The 17104-nt window shown below is 38.7% G+C and carries 16 protein-coding genes and 1 tRNA gene; 12 read left to right on the forward strand and 5 right to left on the reverse strand.

Annotated elements, in window-relative coordinates; genetic code table 11:
• Positions 1–17 precede the first annotated feature (17 nt).
• From LEP1GSC203_RS19845 to LEP1GSC203_RS02905, 11 genes are all read left to right on the forward strand, one after another.
• Entirely contained in the window at positions 18–161 is a 144-nt protein-coding gene (locus LEP1GSC203_RS19845) for a hypothetical protein (protein WP_002972181.1), read from the forward strand.
• A 381-nt stretch (positions 162–542) separates the two neighbouring features.
• Complete coding sequence (locus LEP1GSC203_RS02860) at positions 543–1715, forward strand: ACP S-malonyltransferase (RefSeq protein WP_002972561.1); 1173 nt, start codon at positions 543–545, stop codon at positions 1713–1715.
• Positions 1715–2671, forward strand: a complete 957-nt coding sequence (locus tag LEP1GSC203_RS02865) for a WYL domain-containing protein (protein WP_002972309.1) — start codon at positions 1715–1717, stop codon at positions 2669–2671. Before LEP1GSC203_RS02860 ends, LEP1GSC203_RS02865 begins: the two co-directional genes overlap by 1 nt.
• Positions 2672–2673: 2 nt before the next feature.
• Positions 2674–3594: a 4-(cytidine 5'-diphospho)-2-C-methyl-D-erythritol kinase gene (locus LEP1GSC203_RS02870; RefSeq protein WP_039937026.1), complete on the forward strand. Its 921-nt coding sequence runs from the start codon at positions 2674–2676 to the stop codon at positions 3592–3594.
• A 4-nt stretch (positions 3595–3598) separates the two neighbouring features.
• A tRNA-Gln gene (locus LEP1GSC203_RS02875) sits at positions 3599–3674 on the forward strand.
• 27 nt (positions 3675–3701) lie between these two features.
• Positions 3702–4463, forward strand: coding sequence for a sugar phosphate nucleotidyltransferase (locus tag LEP1GSC203_RS02880; protein ID WP_084764895.1), 762 nt, complete (start codon positions 3702–3704; stop codon positions 4461–4463).
• Positions 4460–5401, forward strand: a complete 942-nt coding sequence (locus LEP1GSC203_RS02885) for a ribose-phosphate diphosphokinase (protein ID WP_002972566.1) — start codon at positions 4460–4462, stop codon at positions 5399–5401. The genes LEP1GSC203_RS02880 and LEP1GSC203_RS02885 overlap by 4 nt, the downstream gene beginning before the upstream one ends.
• Positions 5402–5418: 17 nt before the next feature.
• Positions 5419–6051, forward strand: coding sequence for a 50S ribosomal protein L25/general stress protein Ctc (locus LEP1GSC203_RS02890; RefSeq protein ID WP_002972575.1), 633 nt, complete (start codon positions 5419–5421; stop codon positions 6049–6051).
• Between the two features lie 19 nt (positions 6052–6070).
• Positions 6071–6634, forward strand: coding sequence for an aminoacyl-tRNA hydrolase (gene pth / locus LEP1GSC203_RS02895; RefSeq protein WP_002972630.1), 564 nt, complete (start codon positions 6071–6073; stop codon positions 6632–6634).
• A gap of 29 nt (positions 6635–6663) precedes the next feature.
• Positions 6664–8616, forward strand: coding sequence for an ATP-dependent zinc metalloprotease FtsH (gene ftsH / locus LEP1GSC203_RS02900; protein WP_002972734.1), 1953 nt, complete (start codon positions 6664–6666; stop codon positions 8614–8616).
• Between the two features lie 9 nt (positions 8617–8625).
• Positions 8626–9081 (forward strand): EVE domain-containing protein, encoded by a 456-nt coding sequence (locus LEP1GSC203_RS02905; protein WP_002972876.1) that lies wholly within the window; start codon positions 8626–8628, stop codon positions 9079–9081.
• A gap of 83 nt (positions 9082–9164) precedes the next feature.
• On the opposite strand, the gene LEP1GSC203_RS02910 is transcribed toward LEP1GSC203_RS02905, so the two are convergent.
• The 5 genes from LEP1GSC203_RS02910 to LEP1GSC203_RS02930 form a co-directional block, all read right to left on the reverse strand.
• Positions 9165–9560 (reverse strand): response regulator, encoded by a 396-nt coding sequence (locus tag LEP1GSC203_RS02910; RefSeq protein ID WP_002972354.1) that lies wholly within the window; start codon positions 9558–9560, stop codon positions 9165–9167.
• On the reverse strand, positions 9547–11589 hold the full coding sequence (locus LEP1GSC203_RS02915; protein WP_002972810.1) for a sensor histidine kinase: 2043 nt from the start codon (positions 11587–11589) through the stop codon (positions 9547–9549). The genes LEP1GSC203_RS02910 and LEP1GSC203_RS02915 overlap by 14 nt, the downstream gene beginning before the upstream one ends.
• A 115-nt stretch (positions 11590–11704) precedes the next feature.
• A complete protein-coding gene (locus LEP1GSC203_RS02920) occupies positions 11705–12547 on the reverse strand; it encodes a CAP domain-containing protein (protein WP_002972881.1) in 843 nt (280 codons plus the stop codon).
• 8 nt (positions 12548–12555) lie between these two features.
• Positions 12556–13128: a hypothetical protein gene (locus LEP1GSC203_RS02925; protein ID WP_198008542.1), complete on the reverse strand. Its 573-nt coding sequence runs from the start codon at positions 13126–13128 to the stop codon at positions 12556–12558.
• A 48-nt stretch (positions 13129–13176) separates the two neighbouring features.
• Positions 13177–14562 carry an SLC13 family permease gene (locus LEP1GSC203_RS02930; RefSeq protein ID WP_002972647.1) on the reverse strand — a complete coding sequence of 462 codons (1386 nt, stop codon included), beginning with the start codon at positions 14560–14562 and terminating at the stop codon, positions 13177–13179.
• Between the two features lie 107 nt (positions 14563–14669).
• Here LEP1GSC203_RS02930 and LEP1GSC203_RS02935 point away from each other — a divergent pair, with 107 nt between their 5' ends.
• On the forward strand, positions 14670–17090 hold the full coding sequence (locus LEP1GSC203_RS02935) for a 1-acyl-sn-glycerol-3-phosphate acyltransferase (RefSeq protein ID WP_084764896.1): 2421 nt from the start codon (positions 14670–14672) through the stop codon (positions 17088–17090).
• The last annotated feature ends 14 nt before the right edge of the window (positions 17091–17104 follow it).

Below are 17104 nucleotides of genomic sequence, written 5' to 3' on the forward strand. Positions count from 1 at the left end.
AACCACCAGGAGGACCTATGTTCTATCTTCTTTTAGCCCTTCTCCACGAAGACTATTCTTCCGGAAGAATCGATTTTTCTACGTATTTTGAAAATACTGTCCTTCTCGCCCTAGACCACGAACGAATTAAATCCAATCTTGAACAAAGTAAAGCTGCTTAAATAGGAACCTGGCGCGATTTCGAAAGTCGTTATCTATGGTAAGTGGCTTTCTTTGGTTGGTAACTTCCCTTTTAAAGTCGATATAAAAGGTAACTGACTTACTTTTTCCAGCGAGTTACTAATTTTAACAAGTTTCCTTAGGTAGCAAAACCCGGCATCACGCTCTTTCCCAAGCGGTCCTTTTCCTAGTATACTTCTCACTATCGCTTTCATTTAATCAGTGGCTCACCAAATCCACCGACTTTCCTTCGAAATCCATTCACTAAAGTAACCCACTGTAAAAACCAAGCCAGTTTTCCAGGTTCCTTATGTGAATTTTCTCCTTGTTCTAGGAAGTCCTCTCTGTACGGTAACAGAAAAATCACATCTCAGGAAGATTAAATGACATCGGCCAAACTCCTTACTGCTACCCTCCAAAATTCTCAAAAATTTTTCCTTCAATTTGGGGGACAGGGTTCACCTTACCTAAAAGAACTCGTAAAATTGTATGCAGAACCAGAACTCAAAGAATTTTTCGAAACTAGTTTCAAAACCATTGCTGAAATTTCGGCACGGGATGGAAAAAGCCCACTTCTTAACGAAGGATTCGATTTTAAATCTTGGATCGAAAATCCAGATGGCGCTCCATCCGAAGATTATTTAGCTCGCGCACCAATTTCTGTGCCGGGAATTTTTATGACTCAAATTGCAAACTATGTTTTGGTTTCTAAACGTGGTTACCCAACCGCTGAACTTATCAAAGCAACGGGAGCACTCAGTGGTCATAGCCAAGGAGTCATCGCATCTGCTCTTGTTGGTCTTGGAAAAGACGGAGCTGATTTTTTAAACGCATACTCCGACTTCTTAAAATTTGTTTTCTATCTTGGATTTAACGGTCAAAAAGTTTATCCTAACTTTGTTGTTTCGGAAGAAGTAGTCAAAGAAAACGAAGCAAACGGTGATAAAAATCCAGCACCTATGGTTGCAGTGATTGGTTATACAAAAGATGAATTAGAAGAAAGAGTGAAAAAAACAAATGACTCGCTCGGACTCAAAGGTCAAGATACGGTCTTTATTTCTCTCTATAACACTCCTGATTCTATGATTCTATCCGCTCTTCCTTCTTCTCTTCTTGCATTCCGTAAACAATGGAAAGCTGAGATGGATGAGAAAAAATTCAAATTTGTTTATTTAAAAACAACAGCACCTTTTCACTGCCCTTTTATGGAAACTTCTCTCGACAAATTCAATACAGAAGATGCCGCTGTAGTTCCATTTCCTTATACTGGTGCTGATTTAAAAGTTCCGGTCTACAGTATCTTTGATGGTCATAACCTTCAAAAAGATGGAAACCTTCGCGACATTCTCTTTAAGATGGTTTTGATTGAGCCACTTTACTGGGATTTGGCGATTGCACCGATTTTTAATGACAGTGCGATTAACACTATCATTGACTTTGGACCAAGTGTTGTGAGCCAAAGATTAACAGGTGGACACTTAAAGGCAAAAAACATCGAAAAACAATCTTTATGTGCTTCAAATGCTAAGGAATTAAAAGTAATTCTAGAAGCATAATGAATCCATCTACCGCTCGGGCTGCTTCCAAACTAAATTTAATCCGCCTTTTGGATTCACATCCAGAAGGTCTTGGTTTAGAAGAAATTCAAAGCGTTACGGGACACAAATCCATAACAGCACTCAAAAAAGATTTGGGTGAATTGTATATGATTGAGATGTATCCTTATTCACCTACCGATGCAGTGGATTTAGATTTTGATGGGGAGAAGGTAAAAATCCGACTCCCTATTGCAGTCGATTCCGCTCTCCCCCTTTCCCCAAAAGAATGGTCCCTCCTTAGATCACTTTTACTAACAGAAAAAACAAAAGAAGATTCTAAACTAAACCATTCTATTTTAACAAAAATTGATTCAGTGATTCCTTCGGGTGATTGGTCTCCCTATCAAAAATCCAAAGAGATAATAGTAACAGCTATCAACGAAAAAAAAATTCTAACGATTGTTTATTGGAAAAGAGATACACAAGAAAAAGAAACTAGAACTTTAGCTCCTTGGATTCTCTGGGAAGAAAACGATTCTTATCTTTTAGCTTATGATCTTACCAAAGAGGGGTTTCGGTCTTTTCGATTGGATTACATTTTAGACATTATCACTACTGATATAAAATACCCGAATTTACCTGATACGGCAGGCGAATTTTTGGAAGGTTTTAAACAATTGTTTGGTGCCGATATAGAAAATACAAACTTTGCCAAACTTTGGATTACTGATTCTGCCTCTTATCATTTGGGAATGAAACTAAAACTAGAATCTACTGGAGTCCAAAAACAAATCGGAGATACACAATACCGAGAATTTCGAACATCGATTCGAGACCAAAACTGGTTTGTTCAAACCATCTTAGGTTATGGAACCTCGGTTCTTGTTTCCGAACCAAAAGAATTAAAAGACTCAATTCAATTCCATTTACAATCCATAGCTCCTTCGAAACCTAATCTTCATACTCAATCGTAGGAATGATTTCCTTGAAATCGATTGCCCAAGGAAAGATTAACATTGGTTTACTGATTCCTTACAAAAGGGAAGACGGTTTACACGAAATCCGCAGTGTTTTTGTGCCCATAAGTTTTGGAGATCCTATGGAAATCCAAATCATGCCCCTATCTCCGGGCCAAAAACCTAGTTTCCAGCTAGTGTCAGAAAACTATCTCCATGGTTACCGTTACGAAAAATTCGAAGAAGTTTCAGAAAGGGGAGAACTCTCACGAAACATTCTCCACAAAGCCTTTCAAAAGTTAGCCACTTACCTTCGTGAGCCAATTGCAATCTCCATCCACTTACAAAAGTACCTTCCACCCGAAGGAGGAATTGGTGGCGGAAGTAGCAATGCTGGTTTTTTTCTAAAAGAAATCTTTCCCTGGACCCATCTTTCCAAAGAAGAACAGATTCCGTTGGCAAAGTCAATTGGAGCTGATGTCCCCTTCTTTCTTCAGTCCTCCCCTTGTTACGTGACGGGGATCGGCGAAGTCCTAGAACCGATTTCTGTGGCACAAGGGTCGGGAATTTTGGCCATTCCACCCTTTGGACTTTCTACATCTGCTATGTACACAGGCCTTCAAAAAAGTTTACAAAAACCCTATGGTTCCGAAGTATGGAAATCTCTGGCAGAGGATTTAATTCGAAGTCTTCAGGTCGGGGATTGGGCATACCTGCAAAACAGGCTCGAGAACGAGTTTGAAAAAATCGCTTTTCAGACCCAACCCTTACTAAAGGAATTGAAATTAGGGTTCTATGAGTCGGGAGCAGTCTATGCTTCTTTATCGGGTTCGGGTTCTTGCTTTTATGGCATTTATCCTTCAGATAGAGAGAGAGATGAGGCCCTTCGCATTGTCTCCGATCGATTCCCCGATATGGAATTTCGAACGTTCTCTTTTTAGAAACTGGCCTGTAGCCAAGCGGTAAGGCAGCGGTTTTTGGTATCGCCATTCCCTAGGTTCGAATCCTAGCAGGCCAGCCAGTTTTAAAAGATCCGATAGAACGAACGATGAACCTACATAATACTGTAACTGCTGTTATTTTGGCGGCGGGGAAAGGAACTCGAATGAAGAGTGAGCTTCCCAAGGTTGCGGTTGTACTGAACGAATCTCCACTTTTACTTCACGTTCTTCGCAATATCGAATCTGCCGGCATAGAACGAAAAGTCGTCGTTGTCGGTTACCGCAAAGATGTCGTCACAGATATCGCAAAATCATTTTCCGGTGTAGAATTTGCCGAACAAACAGAACAATTGGGAACAGGACACGCTGTCCTTTCGGCAGAACCCAAACTCACACCTTATTCAGGTTACACGATCGTTGCCTGTGGTGATGCACCCCTGATCTCTGCAAAATCATTTTCCGAACTCATAGAACTTCATAAATCGAATGGATACTCAGCGACTGTTCTATCAGCCAAGATGGAAAACCCTACCGGTTATGGTCGTATCATTCGGTCGGCTGACGATGGCAGTCTTTTACGTATTGTAGAAGAAAAGGATGCAAGTCCTGAAGAGAAAGTTGTAAACGAAGTGAACACAGGAACCTATTGTTTCACAACGGAAGATCTTTTCGGTGCTTTAAAACAAATCGGTAATGACAATGCGCAAAAAGAATATTACCTCACAGATGTGATCAAAATTTTCAGATCTTTGGGGAAAAAAGTCGGGGCAAAAACTTTGGCAAATGCATTAGAAAGCCACGGTATCAATTCCCCTGACGATTTGGCTCTCGCAAAACAATATATAGATAAAGGGTTGGTTGGAGTATGAATCCCAGCGAAGTAGTTGTATTTTCTGGAAATGCAAACAGACCTCTTGCCGAGGAAATTTGTAAACACCTGGGCATTCCTAATGGCCAAATCTCTGTAAAGAGATTCTCCGACGGGGAAAGTTCTGTAAAAATCGAAGAAAACGTTCGTGGGCGGGATGTATTTGTAGTTCAGTCTATAAGTTACCCAGCAAACGACAGTTTGATGGAACTTCTACTGATCATTGATGCTGCAAGAAGAGCATCTGCGCGTCGCATTACTGCAGTTATTCCTTATTATGGTTATGGACGCCAAGACAGAAAGGTTGAACCAAGGGTTCCTATTTCTGCTCGTATGGTTGCCGATTTAATCGAAACTGTAGGTCCTGACCGAGTTCTCACTATGGATTTACATGCAGACCAAATCCAAGGATTCTTTCGTATTCCAGTAGACCATTTATACTTCTCACCTGTGCTTGCTGAATACATCAACTCACTGAATATGGAAGACTTAGTGATTGTTTCTCCTGATTCAGGTGGTGCCGAAAGAGCTCGTAACTTTGGTAAAAAAGTAAACGGATCTCTTGCCATCATCGACAAACGTAGACCAAAAGCTAACGAGTCTGTGGTGATGCATGTCATCGGTGAAATCAAAGACAAAAACTGCTTATTACTCGATGATATGATTGATACAGGTGGGACAATTGCAAAAGCAGCAACCGCACTGTACCAAAACGGAGCAAAATCTGTATTATGTTGTGCATCTCACGGAGTTCTTTCTGGTGAAGCACCTGCCAAATTGAATGAAGCTGACTTCAAACAAATTGTGCTCTCAAATTCTATCGCCATTCCGGAGACCAAAAAAATAAATCACTTGAAAACGCTCTCCATCGCCCCACTCTTTGCTAAAGCCATCGAGCGGATTCATAACGAAGAATCAATCTCTAGTCTGTTTTCATAACTTTAAGGAACATAATCATGGAAAAAATCAGTATCAAAGCACAAACAAGAACTTCTAAAGGAAAAGGTCCTGCAAGAAGAATGCGTGTGGAAGGTTTAGTACCGGCGAACATCATCGGAAGCGGTGAAGCAAAATCGGCAAGTGTTGTCGAAAAAGAAATCCAAAGACTCATCGACTCCGGAATCCGTAAGGCTACCCTAATTGACCTTGAACTTGATGGTAAAACAGAAAGAGTTTTCGTAAAAGAAATCCAAAGATTTCCACACACAGGTCAAATCCGTCACATCGACTTCTTTAAAGTAACTCCTGGTAAAAAGATCCTTACAACAGTAGCAATCAAAACTACTGGTGTAGCAAAAGGTTCCAAAGCTGGTGGACAATTCGAACACCTAGTTCACGAAATCAAAGTGAAGTCAACTCCTGAAGATTTAACTGACGTAATCACAATTGATGTGAGTGGTTTGGATATCGGAAACATGATTAAAGTTTCTGAACTTCCTCACCCAGCTTCTTGGGAAATCCTTGTGAATGGGGATCCGATAGTTGCTTCTTGTAGCAAAACAAAAGCAATCCTTGCTGCGGAACGTGCTGAAAAAGCAGAAGCCGACAGTAAAGGCAAACCAGCAGCTAAAAAAGCTGGAAAGAAATAAGATCTACTTTTAGGAACCAATGAAGTTAATTGTAGGGCTAGGAAATCCTGGCGATAAATATAATAACAATCGATCTAACATTGGTTTCAAGATTCTCGATGTCATTGCAAACAACATTGGCATCGAAATTAAAACAAAGAAAAAGAAATCTCTCATCGGTCGTGGTGACTTTGAAGGGGACGAAGTGGTTTTACTCAAACCACAGACCTTCAGTGACTTGTCTGGTGAGTCGGTTCTCTACATTGCCTCTTTTTTAAAAATCCAGGTAAAAGATATCGTTGTCATTCACGAGGACGTTGGGTTAGAACTCGGCCAAATTGTGGTCACCAAAGGTGGCGAAAACGATGTCAACCCTGGGGTCAACTCGGTTTCTGTCTCATTACGCTCCCCTAATTTTATACGGATTCGGATCGGTGTTCTTAATTCGAGCTTCAATCCTAAAAAAAGGGAAGAATTTTTACGTGAAGATTTTGAGCCATTAGAGAACCTGAGCTTGATGCAGATCATCAATGACGCCGAAGCGGCGATTCGTTCCATATCCATGGGGGATATTGACGAAGTGATTCAGAAATATCACCTTTGATTTCAGTCTAATCATCGAGAAGTCTTTACATGAATAAAAACATCAAAACCGTATTTCTATTTTTGCTCGTATTCCTTGTCATTTTGGCAACGGTTTATAAAGGTCAGGACTTCGCCGGTAAACCCGACGAAATCAGCTATTCCGATTTTTTGAATATGGTAGAACCCATCGAAGGGAAAAAGCCAATTGGAAAAATTACTTCGAAAGATGGGAAAGATATAACCTCCAAACAACAAATCATCATTGATAAAGAACTGATTGAAGGATGGTACATCCCAGAAATTAGCAAAGACAACAAACCAAAACCTTTCAAAACTAACGTCGCACAAGTGAACGATGATTTGGTGACAAAACTTCGTAAGTCACGCCTCAGTTTTACTGCAAAGTCTACAGAAGAAAACAAGTTTTGGAGTGTAGTAACAGGAATCATTCCTTGGTTGTTTGCCCTTGGAATTATTTGGTTCATTATGATGCGCCAACTCCAAGCTTCCGGCAACAAAGCATTTACCTTTGGTAAGTCTCGTGCCAAAATGAATGTGGATCCAAAAGTAAAAACCACATTTAACGATGTAGCTGGTTGTGAAGAAGCAAAAGTGGAATTACTCGAAATCATTGAATTCTTAAAAGATCCAAAAAAATTCCAAGCTATTGGTGCACGAATTCCCAAAGGAGTCCTTCTTGTGGGTCCTCCTGGAACTGGTAAAACCTTACTTGCCAAAGCGGTTGCTGGGGAAGCGGGTGTTCCTTTCTTTTCTATCTCTGGTTCTGACTTCGTAGAAATGTTTGTGGGAGTGGGAGCATCGCGAGTTCGCGATCTCTTCGACCAAGGGAAAAAAAATGCGCCTTGTATCATCTTTATTGATGAAATTGATGCGGTAGGTCGACTTCGTGGTGCCGGTCTTGGTGGCGGTCACGACGAAAGAGAACAGACCCTCAATCAGATGTTAGTCGAGATGGACGGATTTGAAATGAATGAAGGTGTCATTGTAATGGCAGCGACTAACCGTGCTGACGTGCTTGACCCAGCACTTCTACGTCCCGGTCGTTTTGATAGACAAGTGATTGTAGACCTTCCAGATCTTAAAGGTCGTGAAGAGATATTAGCCGTTCACTCCAAAAAAGTTCCTTTAGTTTCTGATATTTCCCTTAACTCGATTGCACGAGGAACACCTGGTTTTACAGGAGCCGATCTTGCAAACCTTATCAACGAAGCGGCTCTTCTTGCTGCACGTCGTAACAAAAAACGTGTCACCCAAGAAGAACTCGAAGAAGCGCGAGATAAAGTCATGATGGGGCCAGAACGTAAGTCGATGTTTATTTCTGACAAAGAGAAAGAAATGACTGCTTACCATGAAGCTGGACATGCTCTTCTTGGCACCTTACTGCCGTATACCGAACCTGTTCATAAAGTTACCATCATTCCTCGTGGTAGAGCCCTTGGTCTCACCCAATCTCTTCCGGTGGAAGACAGACATTCTTATCGTAAAAACTATTGTTTGGATCGAATAGTGATGTCTATGGGTGGTTATATTGCCGAAGAACTCATCTTTGGTGATCCTTCTAATGGATCTTCCAACGATATCCAACAAGCAACAAACATAGCACGTCGAATGGTTTGTGAATGGGGGATGTCTGAAAAACTCGGAACTATCCATTACGGATCAGGCGAAACCTCTCCTTTTATGGGAAGAGACTATGGTCACACAAGTAAACCTTACTCTGAAGAATTTGCAGCTCTCATTGACCAAGAAGTGAAACGCATCATCCAAACCTGCCTTGACAAAGGCCGTGATTTGGTGAAAAAGAACCAAAAGAAATTGGATTCCATTGCGAAAGCACTCCTTGCGAAAGAAACAATTGATGCACAAGAGTTAATGGACATAGTTCAACCTTCCTTTGATAAATATGCAGATTCCAAATCGGGACTCGGTGCAAAAAAAGGCAAAGGTGCTTCGGCTACAAAACCAGCATACTCTTCATAAAAAGATTTAATGAAGTATTGGCTCTTCAAAACAGAACCAGATGTCTTTTCCATCGACGACCTAATCAGAGAAAAACTCTCTTATTGGGAAGGGGTAAGAAACTACCAAGCACGTAACTATCTTCGCGACGAAGTGAAGTTAGGTGACTTGGTTCTGTTTTATCACAGTAGATTGGAACCACCAGGAATTGTAGGTATTGCAGAAGTTGCCAAAGAAGCAACACCTGACCCTTACCAGTTTGATCCGAACCACAAATACTTTGATCCGAAATTAAAAGGTACAGAACCCAGATGGTATGGAGTGCACTTAAAACCCCATACAAAGTTTAAAGATCTGATTCCCTTAGATACCCTTCGAAACACCAAAGGTCTTGAGAATATGGTGGTAACACAAAAAGGATCTAGGTTATCGATTCAACCTGTAAGTAAAAAAGAATTTGAGATCGTTGTTAAAATGGCAAAGTAGGATACCCTGCTTTTGATTTAGACATTCAAAAACTTATCGAAGAAGATCAATTGTTGTGTGGTTCAAATCATGATTACTAAATATCAATTCATTTGGTGAATGATTTCTCTTAGTTTTTCAAGAGTAATTGGTTTGATTATATAATTGCTTCTTAAATTGTATTTTTCTGCTCTTCTTAAATCTTCTTCGTTAGAGGAACTTGTTACTATATAGATTGTGATTTTTTGAATTACTGGAATCAATGTGAATTCATCAAGAAATTGCCAACCATCCCAAACAGGCATATTCAAATCTAATAATATTAATTCAGGTAAACTTTCTTGTAAGGAAATTCGAGAGGAAAGCATATCATATGCTTCTTTTCCATTTTGACAAACTAAAGTATGATTGACGAGACCAGAAAGAGTGATGACCTGTTTTGTCAAAAAAAGGTGAACAGGATCATCTTCAACAACACAGGCTAAATTAATTTTGTTCATAGGGTAGAAATACCGTAAACTTTGTACCAACTCCTACCGTACTTTCAACCTCAATTTTTCCACCCATGGTCTCAATTTGATTTTTTGAAATGAATAGTCCAACTCCCCGGGCTTCTTTATTTTCATGAAATGTTTTATACATTCCAAAAAGTTTGTCTCCGTGTTTTCTCAAATCGATCCCTTGCCCATTGTCTTCGAAATAAATTTCAATAAATTTGGCTTTTTGTAATCCAGAGATTCGCAAATAACTAATTCTATCGTTGGCCTTATACTTAATGGCATTGGTAATCATATTCAGCACAATGCTATCCAAATAAGCAGGGATTCCCCTTACTAGAAAAGGTTCTGGAAGATTCACTTCGATTTCTAATTTAGTTTCTATAATTTGTAATGCCAAACTTTCGATATTTTTCTGAACCATTTTACCAATATCTACAGACTCATAATTTTCTTGGGCAAGATTCACTTTAATGACAGCGGTAAGGTCTTCGATTGTACGTTTTAAGTTTTCAGTAGCTCCAAACAATAATTGCATCATTTCATTTTGAAAGTAGTCAGGATAAGAGTACTGAAGTATATCCATCATACCACTAATTCCAAAACTATGTGATCTTAAATTGTGAGAGACAATATTTGTAAAATTTTTCAGTCTATGGTTTTGTTCATTAGTTATATCGAGAAGTGATTGTATTTCAGCTTCTGCTTTTTTCTGTTCGGAAATATCGACGGCAACACCTAAGTAACCCGAAATTCTATCGTTTTGTTTTACTGGAGTGATGGATAAAAGAATAGGAAAAGTTGATCCATCTTTTCTTTTATAGTTCCATTCCAATGTATTTGATTTTCCGATTTTTGCATTGTAAGTTAGGATTTCAAATCCTTCAAATGACCGATTGTATTCTTTGGAAAGTATTTTGGCTCTATTTTCTAATTCGCTGTCAATATGGAAAATTTTCGGAGTAAACTTGCCTATTAATTCTTCAGCAGTATAACCTAACATTTTTTCGGCGCCATGATTAAATTCTGTAATCGTTCCTTCAGTATCTGTACTTATAATGGAAACTAAAGTGCTCGCATCTAATATGGCTTGGTTTTTTGCTAAAGCAATTTTTAATTTTTTCTCAACTAACTTCCATTCCGTGATATCAATGATCTGTGAAATAAAATAAAGAACTTTACCTTCTTCATTTTTTACCATAGAAACTGCTAAAATAGCATAAACGATATTACCGTTTTTATGAAAATACCGCTTTTCCATTTGATAAAACTTTCTTTTTTCAGCTACTAGTTCCTCTAAATAACTTAAATCGAGATTTAAGTCCTCAGGGTGAGTGATGTCCTGAAATGTCAGTCCCATCAATTCGTTTTCAGTATAACCGATGATGTCACAAACTCTTTTGTTTACTTTAAGCCATCGGCCGGTTTCATCGAGTAAGGCCATTCCTATTGCAGCATTATCAAAATTTCCATGAAATGCATCTTCGCTAATCCGAAGAGACCTTTCCATTTTTTTAATTTCACTTAACGCATGTTCTGTGCCAAAAACAGACATTGGTTTTCCATCCACAATATGACCAAAAAGAATCAACTCGTTTCTTTGTGAGAGTTCCAATGTATTGTTTTCTTTCATAACAATGGCGATTCGAATGGCAATGTCTTGGAGGAGTTTTTTTTGTTTTGAGCTTAGTATTTTTGGTTTTTCATCAAAAATAGAAAGATTACCCAATCGAGTTCCATCCTGATTAACCAAAGGGAGACCGACAAAAAAACCAATTGGAATTTTAGTATTTAATTTGGCTGATTCTTTGGTTTTTGGATCGTTTTGGTAATTTTCAATGATGATAATATCGCTTGTAGATGCAAACATCTGAAGTGAAAAGGAAAGTAACTCTGAATGTTGGTTTGGTTCTATCCCATAATTACTTACAGGATTTTGGAGTTTTTCATCTGAAGAAGAAATTAAAGAAATTTTCGAATCGCATATTTGTGCAGCAAGTTTTGCTAGAAAATCTAATTCACTAATATCCAAATAGACAACTTCCTTAAATCGAACTTCAGCAATCAGAAGTCCGATTTATTTTATTCTATTTGATGTCTTAATTTTGTAAGTTAAGTTTTTTGATTCTATAAAGGAAAATGATGGCTTAAGGTTTCGCAGTAAACACTTGCACTGCCTTTACCTTATCTATATCATAAAACTTTTTGTCTTTATAAAAGGAAGTACCTGCACCCATATAGGTAAATTCTGGGTTTAGGATATTTTTTCTGTGCCCAGGTGAATTAAACCAAATTTCTACCACAGCCTTTGCTAAACTCAAATAGGTATGGTTCGGGATAGGGTTTCCTGCTTTTGTATAACTGAAAAAAGGACCGCCATTTTGTAATGGAGTGAATACGGCACGTCCACCTTGGTATTGGATTCCAAATGCATTGATGATATTTTCTGCAGAGTAAGTATCGACTATTCCCACTAAGTCCAATCGATCGCGTAGTGTTTCTTTTCCATTCACATTACTTGTATGAGAATAAAAATCATAGGTTACCATATCTTGTGCATGTCCAAAGGCAGCTTGTTCACATTTTTCTGAATATTTAAATGGGCGAAGGCCAAGAGATTTTCTTTCTTTAGAAGTAACATAAAAAATAGCAGCATTTAACAATGGATAATCTACTTTTGCAAAATCAATTGCAGTGTTTGCAGGAGCATACGAAGGAAATGTATCTTCTGTAAAAACATCATACTGTTCCACTTTCCACTTATCCGAATCAGGTAACTCTCTACCATCTTCAATACTTTCTAAAAAAGCCAAATTGGGATCTTGTGGTTCCACAACCTTTTCCACCGTTTCTGGTTTTTTAACTTCGACAACGGGTGTTTTTTTTACTTCCGGAGTTTTACAAACAAAGGTAGCAGTACTTAAAATTAAAACAATGACGAAGGTTCGACATTGGATCGTGGGTAGATTAGATTTTAATAGAACGTTCATGAAGTCTCCTATAGGTAACGATTGTAATCTTGAACCACATTATGGATGAGATTCTTTTCTTTGTTAAAATGAATTGTTTTCGCTTCTTTAATTCCCGTTTCCCAGATAAACATAAATGGAATTCCAAATAGAGTAGAATGTTTTTGCCTGTATTTCTCGCGACCGATGAGTCTTTCGTTTAGGTAAAAATCCGCGTGGAGAACTCTTTCTTTTGAATAAATTGATGGCAAAAGCCCAGCAGTACCTAACATAAATAATGTGGAAATTGAAGAAACCCAGAAATGTTCATATTCATTCACTTCGCTTGTATATAAATCGATATGATGGTTGGCTCGGACTCCATCGGATAAAACACGACCAAAGTAGCCAGTTTCCATCAAATATTTTGTATAAATGGATGTGATTTCGCGTTTGGTTTTATCGTTTTCTGGGGTAGAAACTCTGATTGTAAGGATTGCAATTTGTTGTTTGAATTCGGGTCTTGCGATGATAGGAACATCTTCGCTCATATAATTGTAACATGAAAAAAGAAAAAGTGGTACAAATACGAAGAGAAATCTAAAAGCTCGAAACTTTCGCATAATTCGAAAGTAGAGTAATGGACATCTGAAAGAGGAAAAGTCTTTTTTTTAAAACTTAGAAAAATCGACAATCCCCAATAGATGTAAAATGAGTCCTCCCACAGTGACAAAAAAGGTCCATGCAATAATGGAAATGATCCCTCCCACTTTTAACATCTCTAGGCTTCTGATTCCACCGTAACTGAAGGCCAAAGCATTGGGTGGAGTGGACACGGGAAGTGGCATGGCAAGGGAAGCACCGATAGTAGCACCAATAGCTGCAGGCAAAATGAGTTGCGTTGGCAAACCCATGGTGATGGGAAGGATCAAATTGGCAACACTGGTATTACTTAAAAAACAAGAAAGGCCAAGAGAGAGGATAGAAAAAAACAAAAACAATCCTAACTGATCAGAGTCACCTAACATAAATAATTGGACAAAATGTTTTGCAAGCCCTGTTTCTTCAAACGCTTTGCCAAGAGCAATTCCGCCACCCATAAGAATCAAAACATCCCAGGATAGATTACGAAATTCTTTTAAGTCTAAAAGCCTAAATCCAAAAAAAACAATCACAGGAAATAATGCGACTGTTCCATTGGACACTCCGTGCCAATCAGAAGTGATCCAACCAAAAATTGTAATGACAATGATACCCAATGCAAGGAATCGATCTCGTTTCGAAAGAGATAAATTTGTATCCAATACTTGGATAGAAGAGACAGAATTTCGCGAATTGTCTTTTTTTAAGTACACAATGTACAAAAGAATAGCAAGGGAAAATACAGAAAGGATGAATACAGGAAAAGCAAATCCCATCCAATTCAAAAATCCAATTTCCAATCCCCTTTCTTGTAAGTATCCAATGCCAATGACATTGGGAAGTGTACCAACTGGGGTTCCGATTCCACCCAAGTTGGCAGAAAAAGGAACCATGAAAAGGAGTGATTTTCTCAAAGGATTGTTCTCTTCTAAAGACTTCATCATAGAAGAAACCAAACCCAACATCATGGCAGCCGTGGCAGTGTTGTTCATAAAGCAGGATAAAAAGGCAGTGGCAAAACCTAATGAGAGAACCAGTAAAAAAGCGGAACCTTTAGTTTTTCGAATCACAAACCGTGCAATGGCAGAATCCAATCCATAGGATGTGATTGCAGAAGAGATCACAAATCCACCTAAGAAAAGTAAAATGGTCTCTGAAAAATAACAGGATAGGAAAGTAATCGTTTTTGGAGCCCCTGGACCCCAAGCCGGAAGTAACCAGACCAATTCCAAAAATAGAACTAAAAAACCCGTAACATAGAGTGGGAAAAGTTCTGTTACCCAAAGAAAGGAAACCAATAAGGCAATTGCCAGATTGATTTCTTGCGGCCTGCTTAGACCAAGCCAGTTTTGATACCAACCGAAAATGGCAGGAATCACGGTTAGACTTGAAAATAGAATACCAGCTCTAATCATTGTGACTTGACGATTTACACTCTCCTGATACTTTTTCGATAGACTCGAATCGTTTCAAGCAAACAAATAAAGTGAGATTTCCCCTCGATTCGTAATGTTAATTTTTTATGCAAATAGCCTATAACGACTTAAAACAAGCAGTTCTGGGAAGCGGCCCCATGGGTATTATCATCGCTTCCGTTTTGGCACAGAAGTACGACCCCATTACACTCTGGATACCCGACAAAGAATTGGTAGAGGTGCTAAAAAAACGCCGCCAAACAGAGATTATGGGAAAGACAATTGACCTTCCTGACCATATCGACATTGTATCCAGTTTGGATTCTTTCGGAAGGGATGATTGGACGTTTCATGTAGCCGTACCTTCTCGGTCATTTTTGGATAGTGTTCATGCCCTTTTGGAAGTTTTAGAACCTACCAACAGTTATGTTTTTTCATTTTTGACCAAAGGTATTTTGGATTCAAAAAATAGAAAAAAAACAGGATTCATTACTTACTCTCAATACCTTCAAAACTATTTAAAGGAAAGAAATTTTTCTAACTCCTCTGTTGCCGTGGTGAATGGTCCATCTCTTCTAGGCGAAATTTTAGATGAAAAATTTAGTTTCTTCAACATTGGATCTTATGAAAAAGAAACTTCGGAATATCTTTCTGAAGTTCTAACTTCTAATTTTATGAATACTTCGGTTACTGATGATGTAGTCGGAATGGAAATTGTAGGTGTTGCTAAAAACCCAATGGCCATTGCCAGCGGAATTGTTTCGCTTCTACCTCGTTATGGTGCAAACTTACTCGGAGAAATTCTCTCTGTTGGTTTTCAGGAAGTAAGAGACCTTGCAATGCGTTACGGAGCAAGACCAGATACCGTGATGGGAAGATCGGGCTTAGCTGATTTTATCACAACTGCAACAAGTAACAAAAGTAGAAACCGAGGATTTGGACAAAAAATTGTCGGCGAACTTTTGTCAGGTGGTGAAAAATTAAGTATCAAGGATCGAATTGAAATTTTCTTTGCACCGAGATCCTTTATCGAAAGAGAATCCACCAAGTGGCACGACAATGTGGAAGGTACTTACGCACTCAGTATCCTTATCGAACTTGCCAATGAAATACGCCTTCCTTTTACTTTACATAGAACTTTGTTTGATGTTCTTACAAGAAAACAACCACCCGATTCGCTAATCGATTTGATTTGCGGTAAAAAAACAGAATCGAAAAACATTCCACTCGTTGTTCAGAAAAAAGTGGGACTCAACTTAACGTCAGGAATTGATTTTCAAAATCTACTGGTAGATCGAATCATCAAACATATAAGCAATGTTCCAGGTACAGTCGCAAGAGTTAAAAAACAATCCTCTGCGGTCATTGAATCCACGCAAAAAAGACTCACTAAAGCCACTCGTAAAAAACAAAAACTAGATGAAGTGAAGTTCGAAGCGGAACTAGAAGTTTGGCAACGATTTCAAAATTGCCAGAAAGATGAAGAGAATACTTTAGTTAAAGAACTCGTTCGTTTTTATGTAACAGAAATTGCAGACAACTATAGCCCAACAGTTCGAGAATCGGTTTTACGTTTTGTGGCACCAATCCGTCTTTTCTCCGGTGGTTTTTTAAAAGGATCTATGATCCCTCACATTGGTGGAAAAACTGAAGTCGTGAAGGCACTCTCATCTAAGTATAATTTATTGTATGCTCCTACGCATAGATCTCACTTAGATTCGGTAGAAGTGGCATATTCTCTATTCCATCTAGGTTTACCTGTTCCTCGTTATGCGGCTGGAATCAACTTGATGTCCAATCCTTTTTGGGAATGGATGTTGAAGTCACTTGGCGCATACGCAGTGGATAGAGAACGAACACGAAACAGTTTGTATTTAGAATGTCTTACTCTTTATTCACAAGTGATGTTAGAACAAGGAATTCCGTCTCTTGTGTATCCAGAAGGAACTCGTTCCCGAACCGGTGCGATTGTTCCTGTAAAAACGGGACTTCTTACTACTGCAGTGAATGCGTTCCGTAGTTCTGGAACAGAGATTGTGATTGTTCCGATCTCCGTCTCTTATGAAACCGTTCCCGAGGACAATCAGTTTTGTAATATACCTGAAGAGTTAGGTATGGCAGGATTTCTTGCAAAACGTTCTAATGTGTATGTAGAGTTTTGTGATCCAATTCCAATTTCTGAATATGCACATACGGAAGATCCAACACTTGAACTCAGTTACCGAATCACCAAAGGTTGGAAACAATACCATAAAATTTTACCAAACCAAATTGTTGCCAAAATTCTGGCTGAAAATGATTTTTCAGTGGAACTATCACAAAGTACTATGTTAGTCGAAGATTTTATTTCACGCCATGATGGAAATTATTTAATCAAAGATCCTGAAGAAGTATGGGAAAAAGGAAAACGAATTTTGGAAAAAAGAAAGATGATTGAAGAATCCAATCGTGCGGTTCATTCCAAAAATGATGCTTTGCTATTGTATTATGCGAGCATGATTCCTGAAGACGAAGATAAAAAGTACTAAATCAAATCCGAAAA

Origin of the sequence: Leptospira terpstrae serovar Hualin str. LT 11-33 = ATCC 700639, assembly GCF_000332495.1 — a bacterium.
GTDB classification, from domain to species: Bacteria; Spirochaetota; Leptospiria; order Leptospirales; family Leptospiraceae; genus Leptospira_A; species Leptospira_A terpstrae.